We start from the raw sequence: 22977 nt of genomic DNA, 5'->3' as shown, positions 1-22977 counted from the left end.
GTGAGGGTAACAGCCTGCACCTTATTACTTTTTAATCAATCTTCGCCGGGGGCCATGCGCTCCCGCTGTTGTGGAGGTTACCGATGTGCGAATTGCTCGGGATGAGCGCCAACGTCCCTACCGATATCTGCTTTAGTTTCACCGGACTTGTACAGCGTGGTGGTGGAACCGGGCCACATAAAGATGGCTGGGGCATTACCTTTTACGAAGGTAAAGGCTGTCGCACATTTAAAGATCCGCAACCCAGCTTTAATTCCCCTATCGCCAAGCTGGTCCAGGACTATCCAATCAAATCCTGCTCGGTAATTGCTCATATTCGCCAGGCGAATCGGGGCGAGGTGGCACTGGAAAATACTCATCCGTTTACCCGCGAGTTATGGGGACGCAACTGGACTTATGCCCATAACGGGCAACTGACGGGCTATAAATCACTGGAAACCGGCAACTTCCGCCCGGTAGGTGAAACCGACAGCGAAAAAGCCTTTTGCTGGCTGCTGCATAAATTAACACAGCGTTACCCGCGCACACCGGGCAACATGGCGGCAGTGTTTAAATATATCGCCTCACTGGCGGATGAACTGCGGCAGAAGGGCGTTTTCAACATGCTACTTTCGGACGGACGCTATGTAATGGCGTATTGCTCGACCAATCTGCACTGGATCACCCGCCGCGCGCCGTTTGGCGTGGCAACGTTGCTGGATCAGGATGTGGAAATCGACTTCAGCTCGCAGACCACACCGAATGATGTGGTCACGGTGATTGCGACACAGCCGCTGACGGGCAATGAAACCTGGCAAAAGATTATGCCAGGCGAATGGCGCTTATTTTGCCTCGGGGAGCGTGTAGTTTGATGCCAGCTGTGGCTGCACCACTTCATGGCTCAACGGTTTGCTGACGACGTAACGGCCATTGACCACAGAAACGGTCGGTGGCTTACGGGTTTGCTCAAAGTAGTCGTAGCCCGGCTTCAGTTGCTCCCAGAAGTCCTTAAAGTTGGAGTATTTATGGCGCTTCATATTGGCGTCGGTCATGCGGAACGGGTAAATACTCACTTGCACGCTCGGCTGACCAAACACCAGCGCACCAGTAACGAACTGGAAGATCTCATCAATACCCTGATTGGTCATTGCGTAGCAGCCGATGGAAACACAATCGCCGTGAATCATCAGGTATTTCCCTTCATAACCATGTGCACGGTCATAGGCATTGGGGAAACCAATATTAATCGCTTTGTAATAACGGCTGTCTGGTTTTAACTGATTACGCTGGACGCTATAAAACCCTTCCGGGCTTTTGAAATCTCCCTGACGCTGTTTAGGCCCTAAGCCGCCGGAATATTTACAGATTTTATAACTATCGAGCAGTTGATATTGCTCACCCATTTTGACGTAGAGATCGAGGGTGCGCTCTTCCTTGAAGATCTGGATGTAGACAGGGGAGCCCATCAACTGCTGCTTATACTCTTTGCTCACTGGCGTGGTCGAGCTACTGCTGCCCAGCAAACCGGCAAACGAAACGCACGGGATCAACAACATCGCAAGAATTAATGCGATTTTACGCATACTGCTTATTCCTTGATAAAACGGTTACACACGCCAGGACGGCAAAATGGATCCCAAATCGGAATAGTCTGGATTTGGAAGGCTCACATTATCACCAAAAGAGTTTTACGCAAGCCTGTCGGCGCAGGGTTTACAAATTTAGCACAAGGGCAGTTTTCATTAGTCCGAAAAGCGCATGTATCATTTATTTCCTAAGATTATGAAACCTCAATAGTAATATGCAAATAAGCAATTAATAATCCCGTTTACTCCTCCGGTCTTTTAAAATTATCACCTTCATTCAGCCGGTTTATGTCCTTCATGTCTTCGTTCTTTCACGGCAGATTTCTGCATCCAGGCGTGTTTTCGTTATGCGTTTTGCTCCCTTTACTCGCCAGCGCCACCACATCACATATCTCTTTCAGCTACGCCGCCCGCCAGCGGATGCAAAACCGTGCGCGTTTATTAAAACAGTACCAAATTCATCTGAAAAAGCAGGCCAGCTATATTGTGGAAGGCAATGCCGAAAGCAGAAGGGCACTGCGGCAACACAACCGCGAACAGATAAAACAGCATCCAGAATGGTTTCCTGCGCCGCTCAAGGCGAGTGACAGACGCTGGCAGGCGCTGGCGGAAAACAATCATTTCCTCAGCAGTAACCACCTGCATAATATCACCGAAGTGGCGATTCACCGTCTGGAGCAGCAGCTTGGCAAGCCATACGTCTGGGGTGGCACGCGACCCGATCAAGGCTTCGACTGTAGCGGGTTGGTTTTTTATGCCTACAACAAGATCCTCGAGGCGAAACTCCCGCGCACGGCCAATGAGATGTATCACTACCGTCGGGCAACCATTGTGGCAAATAACGACCTGCGCCGGGGTGATTTGCTGTTTTTCCATATTCACAGCCGCGAGATTGCCGACCATATGGGCGTGTATCTGGGAGACGGTCAGTTTATCGAGTCGCCGCGCACCGGGGAAACCATTCGGGTAAGTCGGTTAGCTGAACCTTTCTGGCAGGATCATTTTTTAGGCGCGCGGCGGATTTTGACGGAAGAGACGATTTTGTAAACGGAGAATACTGACGATCAGGCAAAAAATCGGATGCCATATGGCATCCGACCTGTTTACATCTGGGATGAAAACTCACGTTCTAACACATCAACAATAAGCTGATTTTTTGAAATGGAATGTTGTCTGGCGACAATGGTCAGCCGTGAATCGATGTGATGAGGAACACGAAGCGTCAGGCGTTTTTGCTCTTCTTCTTCACGAAAAGGGGCAATGCCGTCCTCTTCACAATCCGCCATCCACTCATCCAGCGCACTTTCACCTTCCCGGTACAATGCCTCAATGCTTGTGGCCACAAAGTCACAATAACCATTTACATTTAGGAATTTGCCGCGAAATGCGTTGATATCGGCTTCAAATGTCACTGCGGCTGGTTGACCTTTAATGGTGATAATGTTCGATGCTTGAGATATTAATGAACGCGTTTTCATCATCTTATCAATCCCTGACGTCATAAATTGATGTCATCGTATTGCGTTTCTTAAAAGGCATCAACTCAACGCCCCCATTATCTTCAACTCCAGCTCATCCGGCACTTCGTTATACGACAGCACATGCAACCCCGGCGCAAACAACTTCGCATAACGCGCCAGCAACGGGCGCAGCTGCGGCGGCACCAGCAGCACCGGATCTTTCCCCGCCGCTTTCATCTGCTCTTTTACCTGCGGCATCGTGCTCTGGAACTGGTTGAGCATATTCGGGTCAACCGGCACGCTATCGAGCATCACTTTGCCAGCCTGTTGCGCCTGATTCACCACATTGGTCAGCAGGTTTTCCAGCTCATTATTCAGCGTATACACCGTCAGCTCCTGCTTGCGAACGAACGGATGGGTAATGCTCCGCCGCAGTGCCAGGCGCACATCGGCCGCCAGCAGAATATGATCTTTGGTCACTGTGCTACTGGCGACCAGCACGGTGGCGATGGTGACGATATCGCGCAGGGAAACGCCTTCAGTCAGCAGCGCCCGGTACACTTTCAGCAACTGGCTGTAATTGAGCGCCGCACTCAAATCCTCCGCCAGCCGCGGTGCCATCGACGACAAACGGTTATGCAACTGAGTAATATCGTCATAGTTAAACAAATCAGGAATATAGCTGCGCACAATCTTATTCACATGCGTGGCAATTACGCTGGCGCTGTCGATCACCTGATACCCCATATTTAGCGCCTTCGCTTTCTGCGCAGGCTGGATCCAGGTCACCGGCATCCCGTACGCCGGGTCGTTCCCCAGCACGCCGTCAATCTCGCCGTAGGTTTCACTGGAGGGCAGAGCCATCAGCTTATCCGCCGGAATATCCGCTTCATCAGCCTTAATGCCGTTGATGAAAATAGCGTACTGGCTGGGCTTGAGGCGGAAGTTTTCGCGAATACGGATCTCCGGCAGCAGCACGCCGTTGCCGTCGGAAATCACCTGCCGCACGCCGCGAATCCGCTGGGTGAGCGGATTACCCTGCGCTTTGTCCACCAGCGCCACCAGCTTGTAACCGAGGCTTAAACTAATGGGTTCGATCAGCGGAATGGTTTCCCAACTGACCTGTTGCTCGCTGGTTTCAGTGATTGTGCGGGTCAGCGTTTCGAGGCTTTTCTCTTCCGCCTCCGCCGCCTGCGGGCGTTTGCTCATTCGCCAGCCGGTAAAACCAAGCAGGGCGCTGAACATCAGGAACGGGAAGTGCGGCATTCCCGGCACCACCGCCAGCACGAACATAATCCCGGTGGCGGTGTAGAGCACCGACGGGCTTGCCAGCAGCTGGTGGCGCACATCATGGGCGATATCGCCGTTGTCGCTGACGCGGGTGACGATAATCGCCGCCGCGGTGGAGAGCAGCAGGGAAGGGATCTGCGCCACCAGGCCGTCACCGATGGTCATCAGCACATACTGCTGGAAGGCGGCATCGGCGCTCAGATTGTATTTGAAGATCCCGATACAGACGCCGCCGATCAGGTTGATCGCCAGAATCATCATCCCGGCGATGGCATCCCCGCGCACAAACTTCGATGCCCCGTCCATCGCGCCGTAGAAATCGGCCTCGCTGGCAACATCTTTACGCCGGGTTTGCGCCTGCGCCTGATTGATCAATCCGGCGTTAAGATCGGCGTCAATCGCCATCTGTTTGCCGGGCATCGCGTCCAGGGTAAAGCGGGCAGAAACCTCGGAGATACGCTCGGCCCCTTTGGTGACGACGATAAAGTTGATTGTCAACAGCGTGAGTAAATCCGAGCGTGAAAGCATTATCGCCGCGCTGCACGGGCAGTCGATTTTCAACGGCGGCGGGCTATCGCCGTTAAATAAAATCAGCCCTACGCATCCGCCGAAACCTGCCACTGTGGCGGTGCCGGAAGAGACGGAGAAAAAAGCGCGCGACGTCAACGAGAAAACGGCGCTACTGAAGAAGAAGTCCGCCACTGAGCTTGGCGAGCTGGCGACCAGTATCAACACCATCGCCCGTGATGCGCATATGGAAGCCAATCTGGAGATGGAGATTGTTCCCCAGGGACTGCGCGTGCTGATTAAAGATGACCAGAACCGCAATATGTTTGAACGCGGCAGCGCGAAGATTATGCCGTTCTTTAAAACGCTGCTGGTGGAGCTCGCGCCGGTATTCGACTCGCTCGACAACAAAATTATTATTACCGGGCATACCGATGCGATGGCCTATAAAAGCAATATCTACAACAACTGGAACCTTTCGGGTGACCGCGCGCTTTCGGCTCGTCGGGTGCTGGAAGAGGCCGGGATGCCGGAAGATAAAGTGATGCAGGTGAGCGCAATGGCGGACCAGATGCTGCTGGATGCGAAAAATCCGCAAAGTGCGGGTAACCGGCGCATTGAGATTATGGTGCTGACCAAAAGCGCGTCCGATACGTTGTATCAATATTTTGGTCAGCATGGCGATAAAGTGGTGCAGCCGCTGGTGCAAAAGCTGGATAAGCAGCAGGTGCTTTCGCAACGAACGCGTTAAATGCTGAATCTTTACGCATTTCTCAAACCCTGAAATCACTGTATACTTTACCAGTGTTGAGAGGTGAGCAATGCGTAAAATCATTCATGTGGATATGGACTGCTTTTTCGCCGCGGTGGAGATGCGCGACAATCCCGCCCTGCGCGATATCCCTATTGCTATTGGCGGCAGCCGCGAACGCCGGGGGGTGATCAGCACCGCCAATTATCCCGCGCGTAAATTTGGCGTGCGTAGCGCCATGCCAACCGGCATGGCGCTCAAACTGTGTCCGCATCTCACCTTGCTTCCAGGGCGCTTTGACGCCTACAAAGAAGCGTCAAATCATATCCGCGAAATCTTCTCTCGCTACACATCGCGTATTGAGCCGCTGTCGCTGGATGAAGCTTATCTCGACGTCACCGACAGCGTACATTGCCACGGTTCTGCGACCCTTATCGCTCAGGAAATCCGTCAGACGATTTTCAACGAGCTGCAACTGACGGCGTCTGCGGGCGTTGCGCCGGTCAAGTTTCTCGCCAAAATCGCCTCTGATATGAATAAACCCAACGGACAGTTTGTGATTACGCCGGCGGACGTCCCTGCATTTCTGCAAACCTTACCGCTGGCAAAAATTCCCGGTGTCGGCAAAGTCTCGGCGGCAAAACTGGAAGCGATGGGGCTACGAACCTGCGGCGATGTACAAAAGTGTGATCTGGTGACGTTGCTTAAACGCTTTGGCAAATTTGGCCGCATTTTGTGGGAGCGTAGTCAGGGCATTGACGAGCGCGACGTTAACAGCGAAAGGTTGCGAAAATCCGTCGGTGTAGAACGCACGATGGCGGAAGATATTCATCACTGGTCTGAATGTGAAGCGATTATCGAGCGGTTGTACCCGGAACTTGAACGCCGTCTGGCAAAGGTAAAACCTGATTTGCTGATTGCCCGCCAGGGGGTGAAATTAAAGTTCGACGATTTTCAGCAAACCACCCAGGAACACGTCTGGCCGCGGCTGAATAAAGCTGACTTGATCGCCACTGCGCGTAAAACCTGGGATGAACGCCGTGGCGGGCGCGGTGTGCGGCTGGTGGGGCTGCATGTGACGTTGCTGGATCCGCAAATGGAAAGACAACTGGTGCTGGGATTATGAATAATATACAAATAAGGAACTATCAGCCTGGCGATTTTCAGCAACTATGCGCTATTTTTATTAGAGCGGTTACGATGACCGCCAGTCAGCATTATTCACCACAACAAATTGCCGCCTGGGCGCAGATTGATGAACATCGATGGAAAGAGAAACTCGCGAAATCACAAGTGCGGGTTGCGGTGATTAATACACAACTGGTCGGCTTTATTACCTGCATTGAGCATTATATCGATATGTTATTTGTTGACCCTGAATATACCCGCCGTGGGGTTGCCAGCGCTTTGTTAAAACCTTTGATTAAGTCTGAATCCGAACTTACGGTAGATGCCAGCATAACCGCAAAACCCTTTTTTGAACGTTATGGTTTTCAGACAGTTAAGCAGCAGCGCGTTGAATGCCGGGGAGCGTGGTTTACTAATTTTCATATGCGATATAAACCGCAACACTAAATCCAGCTTGCAATGAAAATAACGCCCGCCTAATATGTGCGCGTTTTCTTATTCCACAAACTGCAAGGAGGTAAATCATGAAAAATCCTTTATCAATGACTCTTTGCAGACCTTTCCAGGATTAATTCTTTTTTTCTTGCCCTGGATTCGTCTGCCATTTCCTGATTTTTATATTTATATACTCTAAATAATTCGAGTTGCAGGAAGGCGACAAGCGAGTGAATCCCCAGGAGCTTACTAAAGTAAGTGACTGGGGTGAACGAACGCAGTCGCAGTACATGCAACTTGAAGTATGACGAGTATAAATGGAATGATACATGGGCAAATATATTCGTCCCTTATCCGATGCGGTACTTACCATCGCATCTGATGACCTGTGGATCGAGAGTTCAGCGATCCAACAATTACACATCACGGCAAATTTACCCAACATGCAGCGCGTAGTGGGGATGCCAGATTTACACCCCGGACGCGGCTATCCGATTGGCGCAGCGTTCTTCTCCGTAGGCCGTTTTTACCCGGCACTGGTCGGCAATGATATCGGCTGCGGCATGGCGCTATGGCAAACAGATATTCTCGCGCGCAAATACAACGCCGATAAGTTTGAAAAGCGATTATCTGCGCTGGATGACGTTGCTGAAGAAAGCTGGCTGGAGGAAAACCTGCCGTCAGCGTTTGCACAGCATCCGTGGCGCTGCGCGCTTGGCTCTATCGGTGGCGGTAACCACTTTGCAGAACTGCAACAGATTGATCAAATCATCGACGCGGAACTGTTTGCACTGTCAGGTCTGGATGCGCAGCATCTGCAACTGCTGGTCCATAGCGGCTCGCGTGGTTTAGGGCAGTCTATTTTACAGCGGCATATTGCCTCGTTTTCGCATCATGGTTTGCCTGAAGGCAGTGACGACGCGCTAAGTTATATTGCGGAACATGATGATGCGCTGGCGTTTGCGCGTATTAATCGCCAGCTGATCGCTTTGCGCATAATGCAACAAGTTAAGGCCAACGGAAATTCGGTTCTGGATGTGGCGCATAACTTTGTTAGCGCATGTCGAATCGGCGATCAACAAGGATGGTTACACCGTAAAGGGGCTACGCCGGATGACAACGGTCTGGTGATTATTCCCGGTTCACGCGGTGATTACTCCTGGCTGGTTCAGCCCGTCAGGAGTGAGGAAACATTGCATTCGCTGGCGCATGGGGCTGGGCGTAAATGGGGGCGCACCGAGTGTAAAGGGCGTCTGGCAGCGAAATACACAGCGACGCAGCTCTCACGTACTGAACTTGGCAGCCGGGTAATTTGTCGCGATAAACAACTCATCTTTGAAGAAGCGCCACAAGCTTATAAATCGGCTGAAAGCGTGGTGCAATGTCTGGTGCAGGCTGGGTTAATTATTCCTGTCGCGCGACTGCGTCCGGTGCTAACGCTCAAAAACAGTGGAGGGAAAAAAGGATGATCTTGCTGCAACTCTCCTCAGCTCAGGGACCGGAAGAATGTTGTCTCGCAGTGAAAAAGGCGCTGGACAGGTTGATTAAAGAAGCTACCCGACAAGACGTCGCGGTAACGGTGCTGGAAACAGAAACGGGCCGCTACTCTGACACGCTGCGTTCGGCGCTGATTTCTCTGGATGGCGATAACGCATGGGCATTAAGCGAAAGTTGGTGCGGCACTATTCAGTGGATTTGCCCAAGCCCGTATCGGCCTCATCATGGGCGCAAAAACTGGTTTCTGGGCATTGGGCGTTTTACCGCTGATGAGCAGGAACAATCGGATGCAATCCGTTATGAGACGCTGCGTTCGTCGGGGCCGGGCGGTCAACATGTCAATAAAACCGACTCGGCGGTACGCGCCACGCATCTGGCATCCGGGATTAGCGTGAAGGTTCAGTCAGAGCGCAGCCAACATGCCAACAAACGGCTGGCGCGATTGCTGATTGCTTGGAAGCTGGAGCAACAGCAACAGGAAAATAGCGCGGCGCTGAAATCGCAGCGGCGAATGTTCCATCACCAGATTGAACGTGGCAACCCGCGACGGACGTTTACAGGGATGGCTTTTATCGAAGGATAAGAAAGGATGAAACTGCCGGAAGACGATCAAACGCCATCCGGCAGCAAATCAAAAAATTACTTCGCCGGAATTTCTTTCAGCAGTTCAGTCAGCAGTGTCCAGTAATGGCCTACGCTTTCGATGTGAACTTGCTCATCCGGAGAGTGTGGACCGGTGATGGTTGGCCCGATAGAAACCATGTCCATTTCCGGATACGGCTTTTTAAACAGGCCACATTCCAGACCCGCGTGGATAATCTGGATGTTCGGCGTCTTGTTGAACAGACGCTGATAGGTTTCGCGTACCAGATGCATCACCGGAGAGTTAGCGTCTGGCTGCCAGCCAGGATATGCGCCTTTCGCTTCGGTTTTCGCGCCTGCCAGTTTACCCAGCGAATCCAGCATGCTCACCACGTAGTCTTTACCGCTGTCGATCAGAGAACGGATCAGGCAGTGAATTTCTACGTTGTTGTCGGTCATGGTCACGACACCGACGTTCAGTGAGGTTTCAACCACGCCTTTTGCTACGTCGGAGTTGCGGATCACACCGTTAGGGGTGGCGTTCAACAGACGAATAAAGGTATCGCGAGATTTCGCAATCAGGGCAGCTTTGTCGTTCGCAACAGAGTCCAGCAACAAGGCCAGATTTTTCTCTTTCTCTGCCAGCTCGTTTTTCAGGATCTCCTGATAGGTATTCACCAGCGTTTTCAGGGCGTCGACTTTATCAGCTGCGACAGCAACGGTCGCAAAGGCTTCACGCGGGATGGCGTTACGCAGTGTGCCGCCGTTGAAATCGATAAGACGCAGGTCCAGTTCTTCTGCATGTCCCGCCAGGAAGCGCACCAGCAGTTTGTTCGCGTTACCCAGGCCAACGTGGATTTCACCGCCGGAGTGACCGCCTTTCAGACCTTTTAAGGTTAATTTGAAGGTTTCAAAACCAGCCGGAACGGCTTCACGATCTAAATGCAGGTTGGAGGTGAAGTCGATACCCCCAGCACAACCCATGTAGATTTCACCTTCTTCTTCGGAGTCGGTGTTAATCAGAATGTCAGCCTGCAACCAGTTGCTCTGTAAGCCGAACGCCCCGTCCATACCGGCTTCTTCGGTCATGGTCAGCAGCACTTCCAGCGGGCCGTGAACCACGTTTTCGTCAGCCAGAACCGCCAGTGCAGAGGCCATACCAATGCCGTTATCTGCACCCAGCGTGGTGCCGCGCGCTTTAACCCATTCGCCATCAATATAAGGCTGGATAGGATCTTTAGTGAAGTCATGCACGGTGTCGTTATTTTTCTGCGGCACCATATCGAGGTGGGCCTGCAAGACGACCGGTTTACGATTTTCCATACCTGCGGTAGCAGGTTTACGAATCAGGATATTACCTACCTGATCGCGTTCGACATGGAAACCTTTCTCTTTTGCCCAACCAACAATGTATTCAGCGAGTTGCTCTTCATGATAGGACGGGTGAGGAATAGAACAGATTTTGGCAAAAATATCCCACAGCGGCTGTGGAGATAATTGAGACAGTTCAGACACGTTAAGTCTCCTTGTCGATCACCCGCAAAACAGTATTGCAGGTCACAGGGTTAGCAGAAAATGTTGTCAACACAAGACAGGCTTGCGAGATATGTTTGAGAATACCACTTTATCCCGCGTCAGGGAGAGGCTGTGCGTAAAAAGACGCGGACTCATGTGAAATACTGGTTTTTAGTGCGCCAGATCTCTATAATCTCGCGCAACCTATTTTCCCCTCGAACACTTTTTAAGCCGTAGATAAACAGGCTGGGACACTTCACATGAGCGAAAAATACATCGTCACCTGGGACATGTTGCAGATCCATGCACGTAAACTCGCAAGCCGACTGATGCCTTCTGAACAATGGAAAGGCATTATTGCCGTAAGCCGTGGCGGTCTGGTACCGGGTGCGTTACTGGCGCGTGAACTGGGTATTCGTCATGTCGATACCGTTTGTATTTCCAGCTACGATCACGACAACCAGCGCGAGCTTAAAGTGCTGAAACGCGCAGAAGGCGATGGCGAAGGCTTCATCGTTATTGATGATCTGGTGGATACCGGCGGTACTGCGGTTGCGATTCGTGAAATGTATCCAAAAGCGCACTTTGTCACCATCTTCGCTAAACCGGCAGGTCGTCCGCTGGTTGATGATTATGTTGTTGATATCCCACAAGATACCTGGATTGAACAACCGTGGGATATGGGCGTCGTATTCGTCCCGCCAATCTCCGGTCGCTAATCTTTTCAACGCCTGGCACTGCCGGGCGTTGTTCTTTTTAACTTCAGGCAGGTTACAATAGTTTCCAGTAAGTATTCTGGAGGCTGCATCCATGACACAGGCAAACCTGAGCGAAACCCTGTTCAAACCCCGCTTTAAACATCCTGAAACCTCGACGCTAGTCCGCCGCTTTAATCACGGCGCACAACCGCCTGTGCAGTCGGCCCTTGATGGTAAAACCATCCCTCACTGGTATCGCATGATTAACCGTCTGATGTGGATCTGGCGCGGCATTGACCCACGTGAAATCCTCGACGTCCAGGCGCGTATTGTGATGAGCGATGCCGAACGTACCGACGATGATTTATACGATACGGTGATTGGCTACCGCGGCGGCAACTGGATTTATGAATGGGCCACCCAGGCGATGGTGTGGCAACAAAAAGCTTGTGCGGAAGAAGATCCACAACTCAGTGGTCGTCACTGGCTGCATGCGGCCACGTTGTACAACATTGCCGCCTATCCTCATCTGAAAGGGGATGACCTGGCCGAGCAAGCGCAGGCTTTGTCAAACCGTGCCTATGAAGAGGCCGCCCAACGTCTGCCGGGCACGATGCGGCAGATGGAGTTTACCGTACCAGGCGGTGCGCCCATCACCGGCTTTTTGCATATGCCGAAAGGCGATGGCCCGTTCCCGACGGTATTAATGTGTGGTGGTCTGGATGCGATGCAGACGGATTATTACAGTCTGTATGAACGTTATTTTGCCCCGCGCGGCATTGCGATGCTGACTATTGATATGCCGTCGGTGGGCTTTTCTTCAAAATGGAAGCTCACTCAGGACTCCAGCCTGTTGCATCAGCACGTCTTAAAGGCGCTGCCTAACGTCCCGTGGGTGGATCACACCCGTGTCGCGGCCTTTGGTTTCCGTTTTGGCGCTAACGTTGCTGTGCGTCTGGCATATCTTGAATCGCCGCGTCTGAAAGCGGTTGCTTGTCTTGGTCCGGTAGTTCATACCCTGTTGAGTGATTTTAAGTGCCAGCAACAGGTGCCGGAAATGTATCTTGACGTTCTGGCGAGTCGTTTGGGGATGCATGATGCTTCCGATGAAGCGTTGCGTGTGGAACTGAATCGTTATTCATTAAAAGTGCAAGGATTGCTGGGCCGTCGCTGCCCGACGCCAATGTTATCAGGCTACTGGAAGAACGATCCGTTCAGCCCGGAAGAGGACTCACGCTTAATCACCTCATCATCTGCTGATGGTAAATTGTTAGAGATTCCATTTAATCCGGTGTATCGGAATTTTGACAAAGGTCTTCAGGAAATCACGAGCTGGATCGAAAAACGATTGTGTTAAAAATTTGCTAAATTTTACCAGTTTGGTAAAACAGGTGCATCACAACAGGAGATCGCAATGACGTTACCGAGTGGACACCCGAAGAGCAGATTGATCAAAAAATTTACCGCACTAGGCCCCTATATTCGTGAAGGTAAGTGCGAAGATAATCGATTCTTTTTCGATTGTCTGGCTGTATGCGTCAACGTGAAACCAGCGCCGGAAGTGCGTGAGTTCTGGGGTTGGTGGATGGAGCTTGAAGCGCAGGAATCCCGTTTTACTTACAGCTACCAGTTTGGTCTGTTCGATAAAGCAGGCGACTGGAAGAACGTTCCGGTAAAAGATGCCGAAGTGGTTGAGCGACTGGAACATACCCTGCGTGAGTTTCATGAGAAGCTGCGTGAACTGCTGACGACACTGAATCTGAAGCTGGAACCGGCGGATGATTTTCGTGATGAACCGGTGAAGTTAACCGCGTGAGTGAAAAGTGCCGGATGCGCCGCATCCGGCAATCTCCATTAAAACTGATAGGTCATCCCAACCGCGACAATATCATCATTATTAATATTTAATTTGTTATCGCTGTCCAGTTGGTTGATTTTATAATCAACAAACGCTGACATATTTTTGTTGAAATAATATGTAGCACCGACATCAATATAATTGACCAGATCCTCATCACCGATGCCCTCAATATCTTTCCCTTTCGATAAGACATAACCCAGCGATGGACGCAGGCCAAAGTCGAATTGGTATTGAGCGACTGCTTCAAAGTTCTGCGTCTTATTGGCAAAGCCGCCAGAGATTGGCGTCATTTTACGCGTTTCAGAATAGAAAGTTGCCAGGTAAATATTATTGGCATCGTATTTCAGGCCTGTTGCCCATGCTTCTGCACGCTTGCCCGTGCCACGGCTTTGCAGGTTCTGCTCGTTGGTGCGATCGGAGTTGGTATAGGCCCCACTAATGGCGAAATCGCTGCCGCCAAAGTCATATGTCAATGACGTGCCGAAGCCATCACCGTTTTGCTTTTTAACGTCGCGGTTTTCGTTTTTTCCTTGATATTGCAGGGTTAAGTTCAGACCATCGATAACGCCGAAGAAGTCGGTGTTCCGATACGTTGCCAGTCCGCTGGCGCGTTTGGTCATAAAGTTGTCGGTCTGCGCGGAGGAATCGCCGCCGAATTCCGGGAACATATCGGTCCATGCTTCCACGTCATACAGCGCCCCCAGGTTACGACCATAGTCGAAAGAACCCAAATCTTTATATTTCAACCCGGCAAAGGCAAGACGCGTTTTTTGCTGAGCAGTATCACTCTCTGCTTTATTTCCGGCAAACTCGGCTTCCCAGCGACCATAACCGGTCAGTTGATCGTTAATTTGTGTTTCGCCTTTAAAACCAAAACGGATATAACTCTGGTCGCCATCTTTACTGTCATTATCGCTCATATAATGCATGGCTTTAACTTTGCCATAGATATCCAGTTTATTACCGTCTTTGTTATATATTTCTGCGGCCTGTACGGATGCCGATGCCACAATGCCCATCACCACTAATGCCAGAGTGCTCTTTTTCATTTTCATTCCTGATTTTAATTAACGCGCGAATATTCAGCGGGAGTGTCCCGTTGAAAACAGGAAAGTTTTTAACCTGAGATTGTTAAAGATATATTACAGATTAATGATATTCTTAAAATGTGGTAATTTATTAAATCTGTAATAAAAGCGTAAACAACTGCCGCTACGCTTGCTGATCCCGCGCAACAAAACGCCATGCTTTGCTTGCAGATGGTTGGCAACCGGCGACAGTCCTGCTAAAACGTTCGTTTGATATCATTTTCCCTAAAATTGAATGGCAGAGAATCATGAGTGACAGCCAGACGCTGGTGGTAAAACTCGGCACCAGTGTGCTAACAGGCGGATCGCGCCGCCTGAACCGTGCCCATATCGTTGAACTTGTTCGCCAGTGCGCGCAGCTACATGCCGCCGGGCATCGGATTGTAATTGTGACGTCGGGGGCGATTGCCGCCGGACGTGAGCACCTGGGTTACCCGGAACTGCCAGCGACTATCGCCTCGAAACAACTTCTGGCGGCGGTAGGGCAGAGTCGACTGATTCAACTGTGGGAACAGCTGTTTTCGATTTATGGCATTCACGTCGGGCAGATGCTGCTAACTCGTGCTGATATGGAAGACCGTGAACGCTTCCTAAACGCCCGCGACACCTTGCGTGCGCTGCTCGATAACAACATCGTTCCGGTAATCAATGAGAACGATGCTGTCGCTACTGCAGAGATTAAAGTCGGCGATAACGATAACCTTTCGGCGCTGGCGGCGATTCTGGCGGGTGCCGATAAACTGTTGTTGCTGACCGATCAAAAAGGTTTGTATACCGCTGATCCGCGTAGCAATCCGCAGGCAGAACTGATTAAAGATGTGTATGGCATTGATGACGCACTGCGCGCGATTGCCGGTGATAGCGTTTCAGGTCTTGGAACCGGCGGCATGAGCACTAAATTGCAGGCCGCTGACGTGGCTTGCCGTGCGGGTATCGACACCATTATTGCCGCGGGCAGTAAGCCGGGTGTCATTGGTGATGTGATGGAAGGTATTTCCGTCGGTACGCTGTTCCATGCCCAGGCGACTCCGCTTGAAAACCGCAAACGTTGGATTTTCGGTGCGCCGCCTGCGGGTGAAATCACGGTAGATGAAGGGGCAACCGCCGCCATTCTTGAACGCGGCAGCTCCCTGTTGCCGAAAGGCATTAAAAGCGTGACTGGCAATTTCTCGCGTGGTGAAGTCATCCGCATTTGCAACCTCGAAGGTCGCGATATCGCCCACGGCGTTAGTCGTTACAACAGCGATGCATTACGCCGTATTGCCGGACACCACTCGCAAGAAATTGATGCAATACTGGGATATGAATACGGCCCGGTTGCCGTTCACCGTGATGACATGATTACCCGTTAAGGAGCAGGCCGATGCTGGAAAAAATGGGCATTGCCGCGAAGCAAGCCTCGTATAAATTAGCGCAACTCTCCAGCCGCGAAAAAAATCGCGTGCTGGAAAAAATCGCCGATGAACTGGAAGCACAAAGCGAAAGCATCCTCAATGCTAACGCCCAGGATGTTGCTGACGCGCGTGCCAATGGCCTTAGCGAAGCGATGCTTGACCGCCTGGCACTGACGCCCGCACGGCTGAAAAGCATTGCCGATGATGTGCGCCAGGTATGTAACCTCGCCGATCCAGTGGGGCAGGTAATTGATGGCGGGGTGCTGGACAGCGGCCTGCGTCTGGAACGCCGTCGCGTGCCGCTGGGGGTGATTGGCGTGATTTATGAAGCGCGCCCGAACGTGACGGTAGATGTCGCTTCGCTGTGCCTGAAAACAGGTAACGCGGTGATCCTGCGCGGCGGCAAAGAAACGTGTCGCACTAACGCGGCAACGGTGGCGGTGATTCAGGACGCCCTGAAATCCTGTGGCTTACCGGCGGGTGCCGTGCAGGCGATTGATAATCCTGACCGTGCGCTGGTCAGTGAAATGCTGCGTATGGATAAATACATCGACATGCTGATCCCGCGCGGCGGGGCTGGTTTGCATAAACTGTGCCGCGAGCAGTCGACGATTCCGGTAATCACAGGTGGTATAGGCGTATGCCATATTTACGTTGATGAAAGTGCAGAGATCGCTGAAGCATTGAAAGTGATTGTCAACGCGAAAACTCAGCGCCCGAGCACGTGTAATACGGTAGAAACGTTGCTGGTAAATAAAAACATCGCAGATAGCTTCCTGCCCGCATTAAGCAAGCAAATGGCGGAAAGCGGCGTGACATTACACGCTGACGCAACTGCGCTGGCGCAGTTGCAGGCAGGCCCCGCGAAGGTGGTGGCTGTTAAAGCCGAAGAGTATGACGATGAGTTCCTGTCATTAGACTTGAACGTCAAAATCGTCAGCGATCTTGACGATGCTATCGCCCATATTCGTGAACACGGCACGCAACATTCCGATGCGATCCTGACCCGCGATATGCGCAACGCCCAGCGTTTTGTTAACGAAGTGGATTCCTCCGCTGTTTACGTTAACGCCTCTACGCGTTTTACCGACGGCGGCCAGTTTGGTCTGGGGGCGGAAGTTGCGGTAAGCACACAAAAACTCCACGCGCGCGGCCCAATGGGGCTGGAAGCTCTGACCACCTACAAGTGGATCGGCATTGGTGATTACACCATTCGTGCGTAAATAAAACCGGGTGATGCAAAAGTAGCCATTTGATTCACAAGGCCATTGACGCATCGCCCGGTTAGTTTTAACCTTGTCCACCGTGATTCACGCTCGTGAACATGTCCTTTCAGGGCCGATATAGCTCAGTTGGTAGAGCAGCGCATTCGTAATGCGAAGGTCGTAGGTTCGACTCCTATTATCGGCACCATTCAAACATCTCCCCAAGTCTACTAAAGTCTTTCAAAACCCCTTATAATCCACGTATTAAAGCCCCGTTCGTCTTTTGACGTCTACTAAAGTCCCTCAAAATCTACGGTCAGATGGGGGTACTTATGGGGGTATTTGCTGTTCGGTTTAGTGGAGGTACCCCCAAGTGAAACTCAATGCCCGTCAAATAGACACAGCCAAGCCAAAAGAGAAGGCTTACAAGCTGGCCGATGGTGGCGGTTTGTATCTCTTGGTAAAACCTAATGGAGGTAAATACTGGCGACTTAAATATCGTGTAGCTGGTAAAGAGAAGCTATTGGCACTAGGTGTGTATCCTGAGGTTACTCTAGCCGATGCTCGGGCAAAACGTGAAGATGCGAAAAGAGGTATCGCTGGTGGTATCGATCCGATGGAAGCGAAACGAGAGGAAAAGATTGCCCGGGAAACGCAGTTAAACAACACCTTCAAAGATATTGCCCTTGAGTGGCACAGCAGCAAATTAAAAAAATGGTCTGCTGGTTATGCTTCAGACATCCTCGAAGCCTTCAACAAAGATGTGTTCCCTTACATTGGCAAAAAACCAATCGCCGAAATCAAACCACTTGAACTTCTGAATGTGCTGCGGCGCATCGAGGGGCGCGGTGCGACAGAAAAAGCCAAAAAAGTGAGGCAGCGGTGCGGGGAAGTTTTCCGCTATGCAATAGTCACTGGTCGCGCAGAGTATAACCCTGCACCAGACCTTACTAGCGCGATGCAAGGCCATGAATCTAATCATTACCCTTTCCTTACGACCAAAGAATTACCTGATTTTTTCAAGGCATTGTCCAGTTACTCAGGAAGCGCATTGGTTGTTATGGCGGCTCGTCTACTGATTATCACCGGCTTGCGAACTGGCGAACTACGTGGCGCATTATGGGATGAAATTGATTTCAACAAGGCTATATGGGAGATACCCGCTTCACGTATGAAAATGCGGCGGCCTCATATTGTGCCATTGTCTGAGCAGGCTCTTTCGCTTATTGGGAAGATTAGAGAAATAACAGGCAATTACCCTCTTATGTTTCCCGGGCGCAATGATCCAAGGAAAACAATGAGTGAGGCCAGCATAAACCAAGTGTTTAAGCGCATTGGCTACGCTGGACGTGTAACTGGTCATGGGTTCCGACACACTATGAGCACGATTTTGCATGAGCAGGGCTATAACACCGCGTGGATAGAAACGCAGCTCGCTCACGTTGATAAGAACTCAATTCGTGGCACATACAACCATGCGCAATATCTGGATGGACGGCGGGAGATGCTTCAATGGTATGCCGACTATATGGATTCTCTCGAGCATGGCGGAAATGTGGTGCATATGGTGTTTGAAAAACACGCATGAAACAACTGGACAAGTATACAGAGGTTTACTAAAGTATAGGGGAGTAGATTGATAAAAACTCACAGAGGATTGCTATTTAACAGTTAGCCCTGGAGAAGGGCAATCGCTCTTTTATAAACGAAGGTGTATTGAGCCTTCTACGCTGCTGAAAAGCGGAATGTTCTTTAACAGGCTTTGGCGCTGACAAAGCGCAATTGTTCTTTAACACTACTGGATGTCACGCCTAATAGCGTGATCCTGCCGAAATGCAGGGTAGCTCTACCCTTGTGGAGCAAACAAACCAAAACAATCTGACTATCTTTTATAAAAGACCGCAATATGTTTTTCATATTGTGGTCTTTGGCGTATTCGACATTTGACGCAAATAAAACTCTCGCCATTCGTTGCAGGAGGGGGTTATTGCGTCATTAGTACAGGATATTAATAAATGGCTAATTACAATTCATTAATTCGTCTCTCTGAAGTTCAAAGGCGAACTGGTTATAGCAAAGCATGGATTTATCGTCTTATTAGTCAGGGGAGGTTCCCTAAACAGGTAAAAATTGGAAGTCGGGCAATTGCTTTTGTTGAGTCTGAAATAGATGAATGGATTGAGAAGTGTATATTAGAATCTAGAGACGAGGTGGCCTGATGGAAAAGAAAAACCGCCCATTACAGGCGGCTAATTCAGATATTCGCGTATCTGACATTACGCCCCTTACAAAATCCCTTCAAGCACCAAAGCGCACACCGAAAAAGCATCGTGCCCGAGTCTATATGCTGCGTACTGGTATAGAGGGATGGACAGAAAATGACATTCTTCGCTACTGCCGTCTGTCTTCTGGTCGTAACTATGCAACAGAGTTAGAACGCCAGCTTGGAATCACTCTGGAGCGTATCGACGAAAAGAATCCTGATGGTATCGGAACACACCTTCGCTACCGTTTCTCCTGCCGTGGTGATGTTCTGAAAGTGATCACTCATGTTAACTATCTTGCGAGCATAAATGATCACAACGGACTTTCTCAGCAGGAAATTACCGACATTCTGAAACTCTACCCGGACGCGTTTAACGCCGCCTAACGGAGACTGAAAATGAACATCGAAAAAAGCAGATTAATTTCTGAGGCCGCCCCTCATCTGAACGCCTCTCTGGGCACAATTAACGGTAATGAATTTGCCGCAATTGTCCCGGTTATTCCTGGTCACATCGGTGGGCGTGAAACCAATATTGTTAGCGCAAAAGCGTTACACAAAGCGTTGGGCGTGGGAAAAGACTTCTCTACATGGATCACTGATCGCATCTCTGAATATGACTTCACCATTGGGCACGATTACTCAGTCCATAAAACAATTTCCCCAAATTTGGGGAAAAGCCCGAATGGCGCGGCTTACAGCAAGATTAAGCAGTCTGGCAGACCCGGCAAAGACTATCTGTTAAGTGTCGGAATGGCGAAAGAACTGGCAATGATCGAACGCAATGATCAGGGTCGCGCTATCCGTCGTTATTTCATCCAGTGCGAGGAAGAATTACAGCGTAGCGTGCCTGAAATCGCCGCCCGCTATCGTCGCCAGCTAAAAGCCCGTATCAGTGCCGCAAACAACTTTAAGCCAATGTGCGATGCGCTGAATATGGCCCGTGCCGAGCAGGGGAAAACGACGCAGCAACACCACTACACAAACGAGAGCAATATGATTTCTCGTATCGTTCTTGGAGGGCTAACTGCTAAGCAGTGGGCGCGGATAAATGGCTATTCTGGCGAACCTCGCGACCATATGAACGCAGAACAGCTTGAGCACCTCTCATATCTCGAAAGCACCAATATCACGTTAATTGATATGGGCATGGAATATGAGCAGCGCAAAGGAGAACTCACCCGCCTGTCGCAACGCTGGCTCGCCAAGCGTCTGGAGGCGGTCCATGTTTAAGCCGACAGGAACACCACAACCTCAAAAACGCTACAAAGATGCCCACGGAGCACTCGTTACTGTCGAAAGCGTGTCTCACAACCGAGTGACGTTTTATCGCGACGGGTATCAATCGCCATGCGTACAACCGCTGGCGCGCTTCATGAAGGAGTTCGCGGAGGTTAACAAATGCTAACCGTCCAGAAGAAGATATTTTCACTGGCTGGTATGTCGCCAAAATCCAGCAATATGACAGCAAAGTCTGGCATTAATACAGCAGATACAAGCAAAGTTTATCATTTTCTGGTGGTAGGAGCGGATGCCTTAACTATGTCAGAAATTACGGTCGATGGTGTTAGCGTTGAGAAGGTCGGCGGCTGCGCCAGAGAATTTCTGGTCGTAGATGGCTTTCTCTGCTCGCGTAGTGACTCCACAAAAACCTTCGTCCACACGCGCGACGTTAACGAAATGAGCGCGATGTATTGTGCATCTGGTGCTTCCAATAGTGAGTTTTCGGAGTCCATAAAAAAGAGCTTGCCGTTATGCGGCAACACAGTTTATGGTTATAAGGCACCTCATAAAACGGGTGCCGGGATTGGCGTCCTGGTAAATCGAATGGCGACATATGACGCGCCGAGCGTCTTTTTTTATGTCGTAGGTCTGACTCACCAATTTTTTGGGCGTTGGTGTATAATCCAGCGCCTTTGTCAATCAATGGTGGCTCAGGCAGGGGCTTCTTCGGAAGCGCCGGTATCCATTCGAGCCGGTTACGCCAACCCTGTCTGGGCTACCACCAGCGAAATTGGCGTTTCCGGTGGTAGCGTTACATGCTATCGAATGGAGGCTGCCACATGCTGGCTACTACCCCTACCCAAAAACCGCAATTTATCTGGATTATCGCCGCAGTTCGCCGCGATTGCCCGACAATTACCGCCAAAATTCATCATATTGCTGCCGAGTCTGAACGCGATGCTCGCCGTTCTCTGGTGCGCGATCACGTCTGCTTTTTTGCTGGTCGTATCCGCATGGAGGTGGCACATGATTAAAACCTACGATGTGCATATGGATCCCCTCGAACGCACAAGCCAGATCATCACACTGACAGAAGTGATTAACGACATTCTGGTGAGCAACTCTCCCTCACGAGACGAAAGACTGAAGGCGTTACTCGCGATATTGGATCTCGCCGTTCGTGACGTTCATTTCCTGCTGGAAGGTGGCGAAATGCCAGGAAAAACGGGGGCAACCAATGAATAACTCAATTAATGCCCCTCGACTTACGTCCGCACTTCAATTAATCGAGCAAGCAGCGGCTGTCCTGGTTGCTGTCAGTCTTTCGGCTGAAGAAATGGACGCTGCTGATGTCGTGGATGCGATTAAAGCGTGCTCATCTTTGGTTAACGATGCCCGTGCAGAGCTGGTAATTCTTGGGGGTGAAAAATGAATATCAACTTAATTTATCGTCATCCGTGTGAGCTGGAAATTGAATCATTGCTGAGTCGTGAAGAGCTATATCCAGACACATTCACTCTTGCAGATCGCACGACTGAACGGCTTACCAGAGCGCGCACAGGTCTGGTTCATGTGATGAATGAGATTCTTCCATCGGTGGGAGGGGAACAGGCGACAGTAATCAATAGCTGGCTACAAAAAGTTACCTCCCTGATAGATATCAGTTTAATCGATGCGGAGAGTGCGAAATGACCAACATCCAGCTCATTGAAGCGCAATGTCGCATCGAACAGGTTCAGACTGTTTTAGGGTTCTGGCTTGAAGGGGCCAGCCCCAGCAACAGAGACAAGTTAATGATTGGCGCGGTTATGTCACTGCTCAATGGCGTACCAGAAGCTATTCAGGAAGCAGACGAATTGTTGGGCAAATATGAGTTACAGAATCATTCAGGCGAGGCGAAACATGAATAATTTCTTAACCTTCCATGCAGAAGCAACGCCTGACGGCGTAAACATCATGCACCGCAGCAACGATGGCATGACAGAACGCGTTGAGACCGTTTCATATATTGATGCCGTAAATCGTCTGGATGCCGGGGATTATGACGATAAACCAGATGAAGGTATGTCAATACATCTCGCTATTGCCGATGGCGGCAACCAGGGATATTTCGATTACACATCACAGCATAACGTCATTATGTGGAGATGGCTGATCGCAACAGTATTCATGCTGGAAATGAGAGAGGAAAACGGCACTGTCAGCATCATTGATGATACTGGCAATCCTTCCGAAGTGGCTGTTTATTCCAACGGCATCGTCGCCATGCCGCTGTATCCAGTAGCAGAGCGCCTCGCTATGGCAAACAACATTGAGGGCGCGATGATAGAACGTTTTGGCATCGAGTCTGGCACAGAACGCGCCATCATTTTCTACAGAGCCATGATGGATGTGGAACAAGGAGCACTGACTCCATTTGGTCGTGAAACGCTTGCTGAACTTCACAACAGCTTTATAGCTGAACTGAATGAAAACGGCATGCCAGCGGAACCAGTGACGCACTGAGGATGGATC

26 protein-coding genes, 1 tRNA gene and 1 pseudogene are annotated in these 22977 nt (G+C 50.6%); 23 read left to right on the top strand and 5 right to left on the bottom strand.

The window, feature by feature from the left end:
- Positions 1 to 83: 83 nt before the first annotated feature.
- Positions 84 to 851: a class II glutamine amidotransferase gene (locus AACU19_RS03120; protein ID WP_001355142.1), complete on the top strand. Its 768-nt coding sequence runs from the start codon at positions 84 to 86 to the stop codon at positions 849 to 851.
- On the opposite strand, the gene dpaA is transcribed toward AACU19_RS03120, so the two are convergent.
- Positions 822 to 1562, bottom strand: a complete 741-nt coding sequence (gene dpaA, locus AACU19_RS03115; protein WP_001225679.1) for a peptidoglycan meso-diaminopimelic acid protein amidase — start codon at positions 1560 to 1562, stop codon at positions 822 to 824. The genes AACU19_RS03120 and dpaA overlap by 30 nt on opposite strands.
- Positions 1563 to 1862: 300 nt before the next feature.
- On the opposite strand from dpaA, the gene AACU19_RS03110 reads away from it, so the two are divergent.
- Positions 1863 to 2612, top strand: a complete 750-nt coding sequence (locus tag AACU19_RS03110; RefSeq protein ID WP_123057652.1) for a C40 family peptidase — start codon at positions 1863 to 1865, stop codon at positions 2610 to 2612.
- A 56-nt stretch (positions 2613 to 2668) separates the two neighbouring features.
- Here AACU19_RS03110 and AACU19_RS03105 read toward each other — a convergent pair whose 3' ends face one another.
- Both AACU19_RS03105 and AACU19_RS03100 read right to left on the bottom strand, forming a co-directional pair.
- Entirely contained in the window at positions 2669 to 3025 is a 357-nt protein-coding gene (locus AACU19_RS03105; protein WP_105278667.1) for a type II toxin-antitoxin system HicB family antitoxin, read from the bottom strand.
- Positions 3026 to 3103: 78 nt separating this feature from the next.
- Positions 3104 to 4822, bottom strand: a pseudogene (locus AACU19_RS03100) (flagellar biosynthesis protein FlhA); the annotation flags it as partial.
- On the opposite strand from AACU19_RS03100, the gene lafU reads away from it, so the two are divergent.
- The 5 genes from lafU to prfH all read left to right on the top strand — a co-directional run bounded on the left by lafU (position 4788) and on the right by prfH (position 9216).
- Positions 4788 to 5573, top strand: a complete 786-nt coding sequence (gene lafU / locus AACU19_RS03095; RefSeq protein ID WP_198599087.1) for a putative lateral flagellar export/assembly protein LafU — start codon at positions 4788 to 4790, stop codon at positions 5571 to 5573. The pseudogene AACU19_RS03100 and the gene lafU overlap by 35 nt on opposite strands.
- A gap of 70 nt (positions 5574 to 5643) precedes the next feature.
- Positions 5644 to 6699 (top strand): DNA polymerase IV, encoded by a 1056-nt coding sequence (gene dinB / locus AACU19_RS03090; protein ID WP_105270901.1) that lies wholly within the window; start codon positions 5644 to 5646, stop codon positions 6697 to 6699.
- Positions 6696 to 7148 (top strand): GNAT family N-acetyltransferase, encoded by a 453-nt coding sequence (locus AACU19_RS03085; RefSeq protein WP_105278657.1) that lies wholly within the window; start codon positions 6696 to 6698, stop codon positions 7146 to 7148. Before dinB ends, AACU19_RS03085 begins: the two co-directional genes overlap by 4 nt.
- 317 nt (positions 7149 to 7465) lie before the next feature.
- Complete coding sequence (locus tag AACU19_RS03080) at positions 7466 to 8605, top strand: RNA ligase RtcB family protein (RefSeq protein WP_105278656.1); 1140 nt, start codon at positions 7466 to 7468, stop codon at positions 8603 to 8605.
- The gene (prfH, locus tag AACU19_RS03075; RefSeq protein ID WP_000602123.1) at positions 8602 to 9216 is read left to right on the top strand and encodes a peptide chain release factor H; all 615 of its coding nucleotides are present in this window, start codon (positions 8602 to 8604) and stop codon (positions 9214 to 9216) included. The genes AACU19_RS03080 and prfH overlap by 4 nt, the downstream gene beginning before the upstream one ends.
- Positions 9217 to 9272: 56 nt before the next feature.
- On the opposite strand, the gene pepD is transcribed toward prfH, so the two are convergent.
- Positions 9273 to 10730 (bottom strand): cytosol nonspecific dipeptidase, encoded by a 1458-nt coding sequence (pepD, locus tag AACU19_RS03070; protein ID WP_105278655.1) that lies wholly within the window; start codon positions 10728 to 10730, stop codon positions 9273 to 9275.
- 260 nt (positions 10731 to 10990) lie between these two features.
- On the opposite strand from pepD, the gene gpt reads away from it, so the two are divergent.
- The 3 genes from gpt to crl all read left to right on the top strand — a co-directional run bounded on the left by gpt (position 10991) and on the right by crl (position 13244).
- Positions 10991 to 11449 (top strand): xanthine phosphoribosyltransferase, encoded by a 459-nt coding sequence (gpt, locus tag AACU19_RS03065; protein ID WP_001291990.1) that lies wholly within the window; start codon positions 10991 to 10993, stop codon positions 11447 to 11449.
- Positions 11450 to 11540: 91 nt separating this feature from the next.
- On the top strand, positions 11541 to 12785 hold the full coding sequence (gene frsA, locus AACU19_RS03060) for an esterase FrsA (RefSeq protein WP_000189544.1): 1245 nt from the start codon (positions 11541 to 11543) through the stop codon (positions 12783 to 12785).
- A 57-nt stretch (positions 12786 to 12842) separates the two neighbouring features.
- Positions 12843 to 13244: a sigma factor-binding protein Crl gene (gene crl, locus AACU19_RS03055; protein WP_000174675.1), complete on the top strand. Its 402-nt coding sequence runs from the start codon at positions 12843 to 12845 to the stop codon at positions 13242 to 13244.
- Positions 13245 to 13282: 38 nt separating this feature from the next.
- On the opposite strand, the gene phoE is transcribed toward crl, so the two are convergent.
- A complete protein-coding gene (gene phoE, locus AACU19_RS03050; RefSeq protein WP_000749856.1) occupies positions 13283 to 14338 on the bottom strand; it encodes a phosphoporin PhoE in 1056 nt (351 codons plus the stop codon).
- A 287-nt stretch (positions 14339 to 14625) separates the two neighbouring features.
- Here phoE and proB point away from each other — a divergent pair, with 287 nt between their 5' ends.
- From proB to AACU19_RS02980, 13 genes are all read left to right on the top strand, one after another.
- The gene (gene proB / locus AACU19_RS03045; protein ID WP_001285288.1) at positions 14626 to 15729 is read left to right on the top strand and encodes a glutamate 5-kinase; all 1104 of its coding nucleotides are present in this window, start codon (positions 14626 to 14628) and stop codon (positions 15727 to 15729) included.
- Positions 15730 to 15740: 11 nt separating this feature from the next.
- A complete protein-coding gene (proA, locus tag AACU19_RS03040) occupies positions 15741 to 16994 on the top strand; it encodes a glutamate-5-semialdehyde dehydrogenase (protein ID WP_032183298.1) in 1254 nt (417 codons plus the stop codon).
- 114 nt (positions 16995 to 17108) lie between these two features.
- Positions 17109 to 17184 (top strand) — tRNA-Thr (locus AACU19_RS03035).
- Positions 17185 to 17349: 165 nt separating this feature from the next.
- Positions 17350 to 18564, top strand: a complete 1215-nt coding sequence (locus AACU19_RS03030) for a tyrosine-type recombinase/integrase (protein ID WP_000772646.1) — start codon at positions 17350 to 17352, stop codon at positions 18562 to 18564.
- Between the two features lie 427 nt (positions 18565 to 18991).
- Positions 18992 to 19195, top strand: a complete 204-nt coding sequence (locus AACU19_RS03025; protein WP_000035054.1) for a helix-turn-helix transcriptional regulator — start codon at positions 18992 to 18994, stop codon at positions 19193 to 19195.
- Positions 19195 to 19626: a hypothetical protein gene (locus tag AACU19_RS03020; RefSeq protein WP_032293865.1), complete on the top strand. Its 432-nt coding sequence runs from the start codon at positions 19195 to 19197 to the stop codon at positions 19624 to 19626. The genes AACU19_RS03025 and AACU19_RS03020 overlap by 1 nt, the downstream gene beginning before the upstream one ends.
- A gap of 12 nt (positions 19627 to 19638) precedes the next feature.
- Entirely contained in the window at positions 19639 to 20472 is an 834-nt protein-coding gene (locus tag AACU19_RS03015; RefSeq protein WP_001019369.1) for an antA/AntB antirepressor family protein, read from the top strand.
- On the top strand, positions 20465 to 20647 hold the full coding sequence (locus AACU19_RS03010) for a DUF4222 domain-containing protein (RefSeq protein ID WP_000476150.1): 183 nt from the start codon (positions 20465 to 20467) through the stop codon (positions 20645 to 20647). Before AACU19_RS03015 ends, AACU19_RS03010 begins: the two co-directional genes overlap by 8 nt.
- Entirely contained in the window at positions 20641 to 21708 is a 1068-nt protein-coding gene (locus tag AACU19_RS23670; protein ID WP_032293866.1) for an ash family protein, read from the top strand. Before AACU19_RS03010 ends, AACU19_RS23670 begins: the two co-directional genes overlap by 7 nt.
- Positions 21701 to 21895: a hypothetical protein gene (locus AACU19_RS02995; protein ID WP_001065661.1), complete on the top strand. Its 195-nt coding sequence runs from the start codon at positions 21701 to 21703 to the stop codon at positions 21893 to 21895. Before AACU19_RS23670 ends, AACU19_RS02995 begins: the two co-directional genes overlap by 8 nt.
- Positions 21892 to 22155, top strand: coding sequence for a hypothetical protein (locus tag AACU19_RS02990; RefSeq protein WP_001024677.1), 264 nt, complete (start codon positions 21892 to 21894; stop codon positions 22153 to 22155). Before AACU19_RS02995 ends, AACU19_RS02990 begins: the two co-directional genes overlap by 4 nt.
- Positions 22152 to 22373 carry a hypothetical protein gene (locus AACU19_RS02985; protein WP_000181940.1) on the top strand — a complete coding sequence of 74 codons (222 nt, stop codon included), beginning with the start codon at positions 22152 to 22154 and terminating at the stop codon, positions 22371 to 22373. The genes AACU19_RS02990 and AACU19_RS02985 overlap by 4 nt, the downstream gene beginning before the upstream one ends.
- Positions 22366 to 22968, top strand: coding sequence for a hypothetical protein (locus AACU19_RS02980; RefSeq protein ID WP_001058740.1), 603 nt, complete (start codon positions 22366 to 22368; stop codon positions 22966 to 22968). The genes AACU19_RS02985 and AACU19_RS02980 overlap by 8 nt, the downstream gene beginning before the upstream one ends.
- Positions 22969 to 22977: the final 9 nt, after the last annotated feature.

Origin of the sequence: Escherichia sp. MOD1-EC4550 (assembly GCF_963876935.1) — a bacterium.
Classification (GTDB): Bacteria; Pseudomonadota; Gammaproteobacteria; order Enterobacterales; family Enterobacteriaceae; genus Escherichia; species Escherichia coli_F.
The sequence above is the reverse complement of the archived record's forward strand: the minus strand, read 5'-3'. Positions and strand labels throughout refer to the sequence as shown.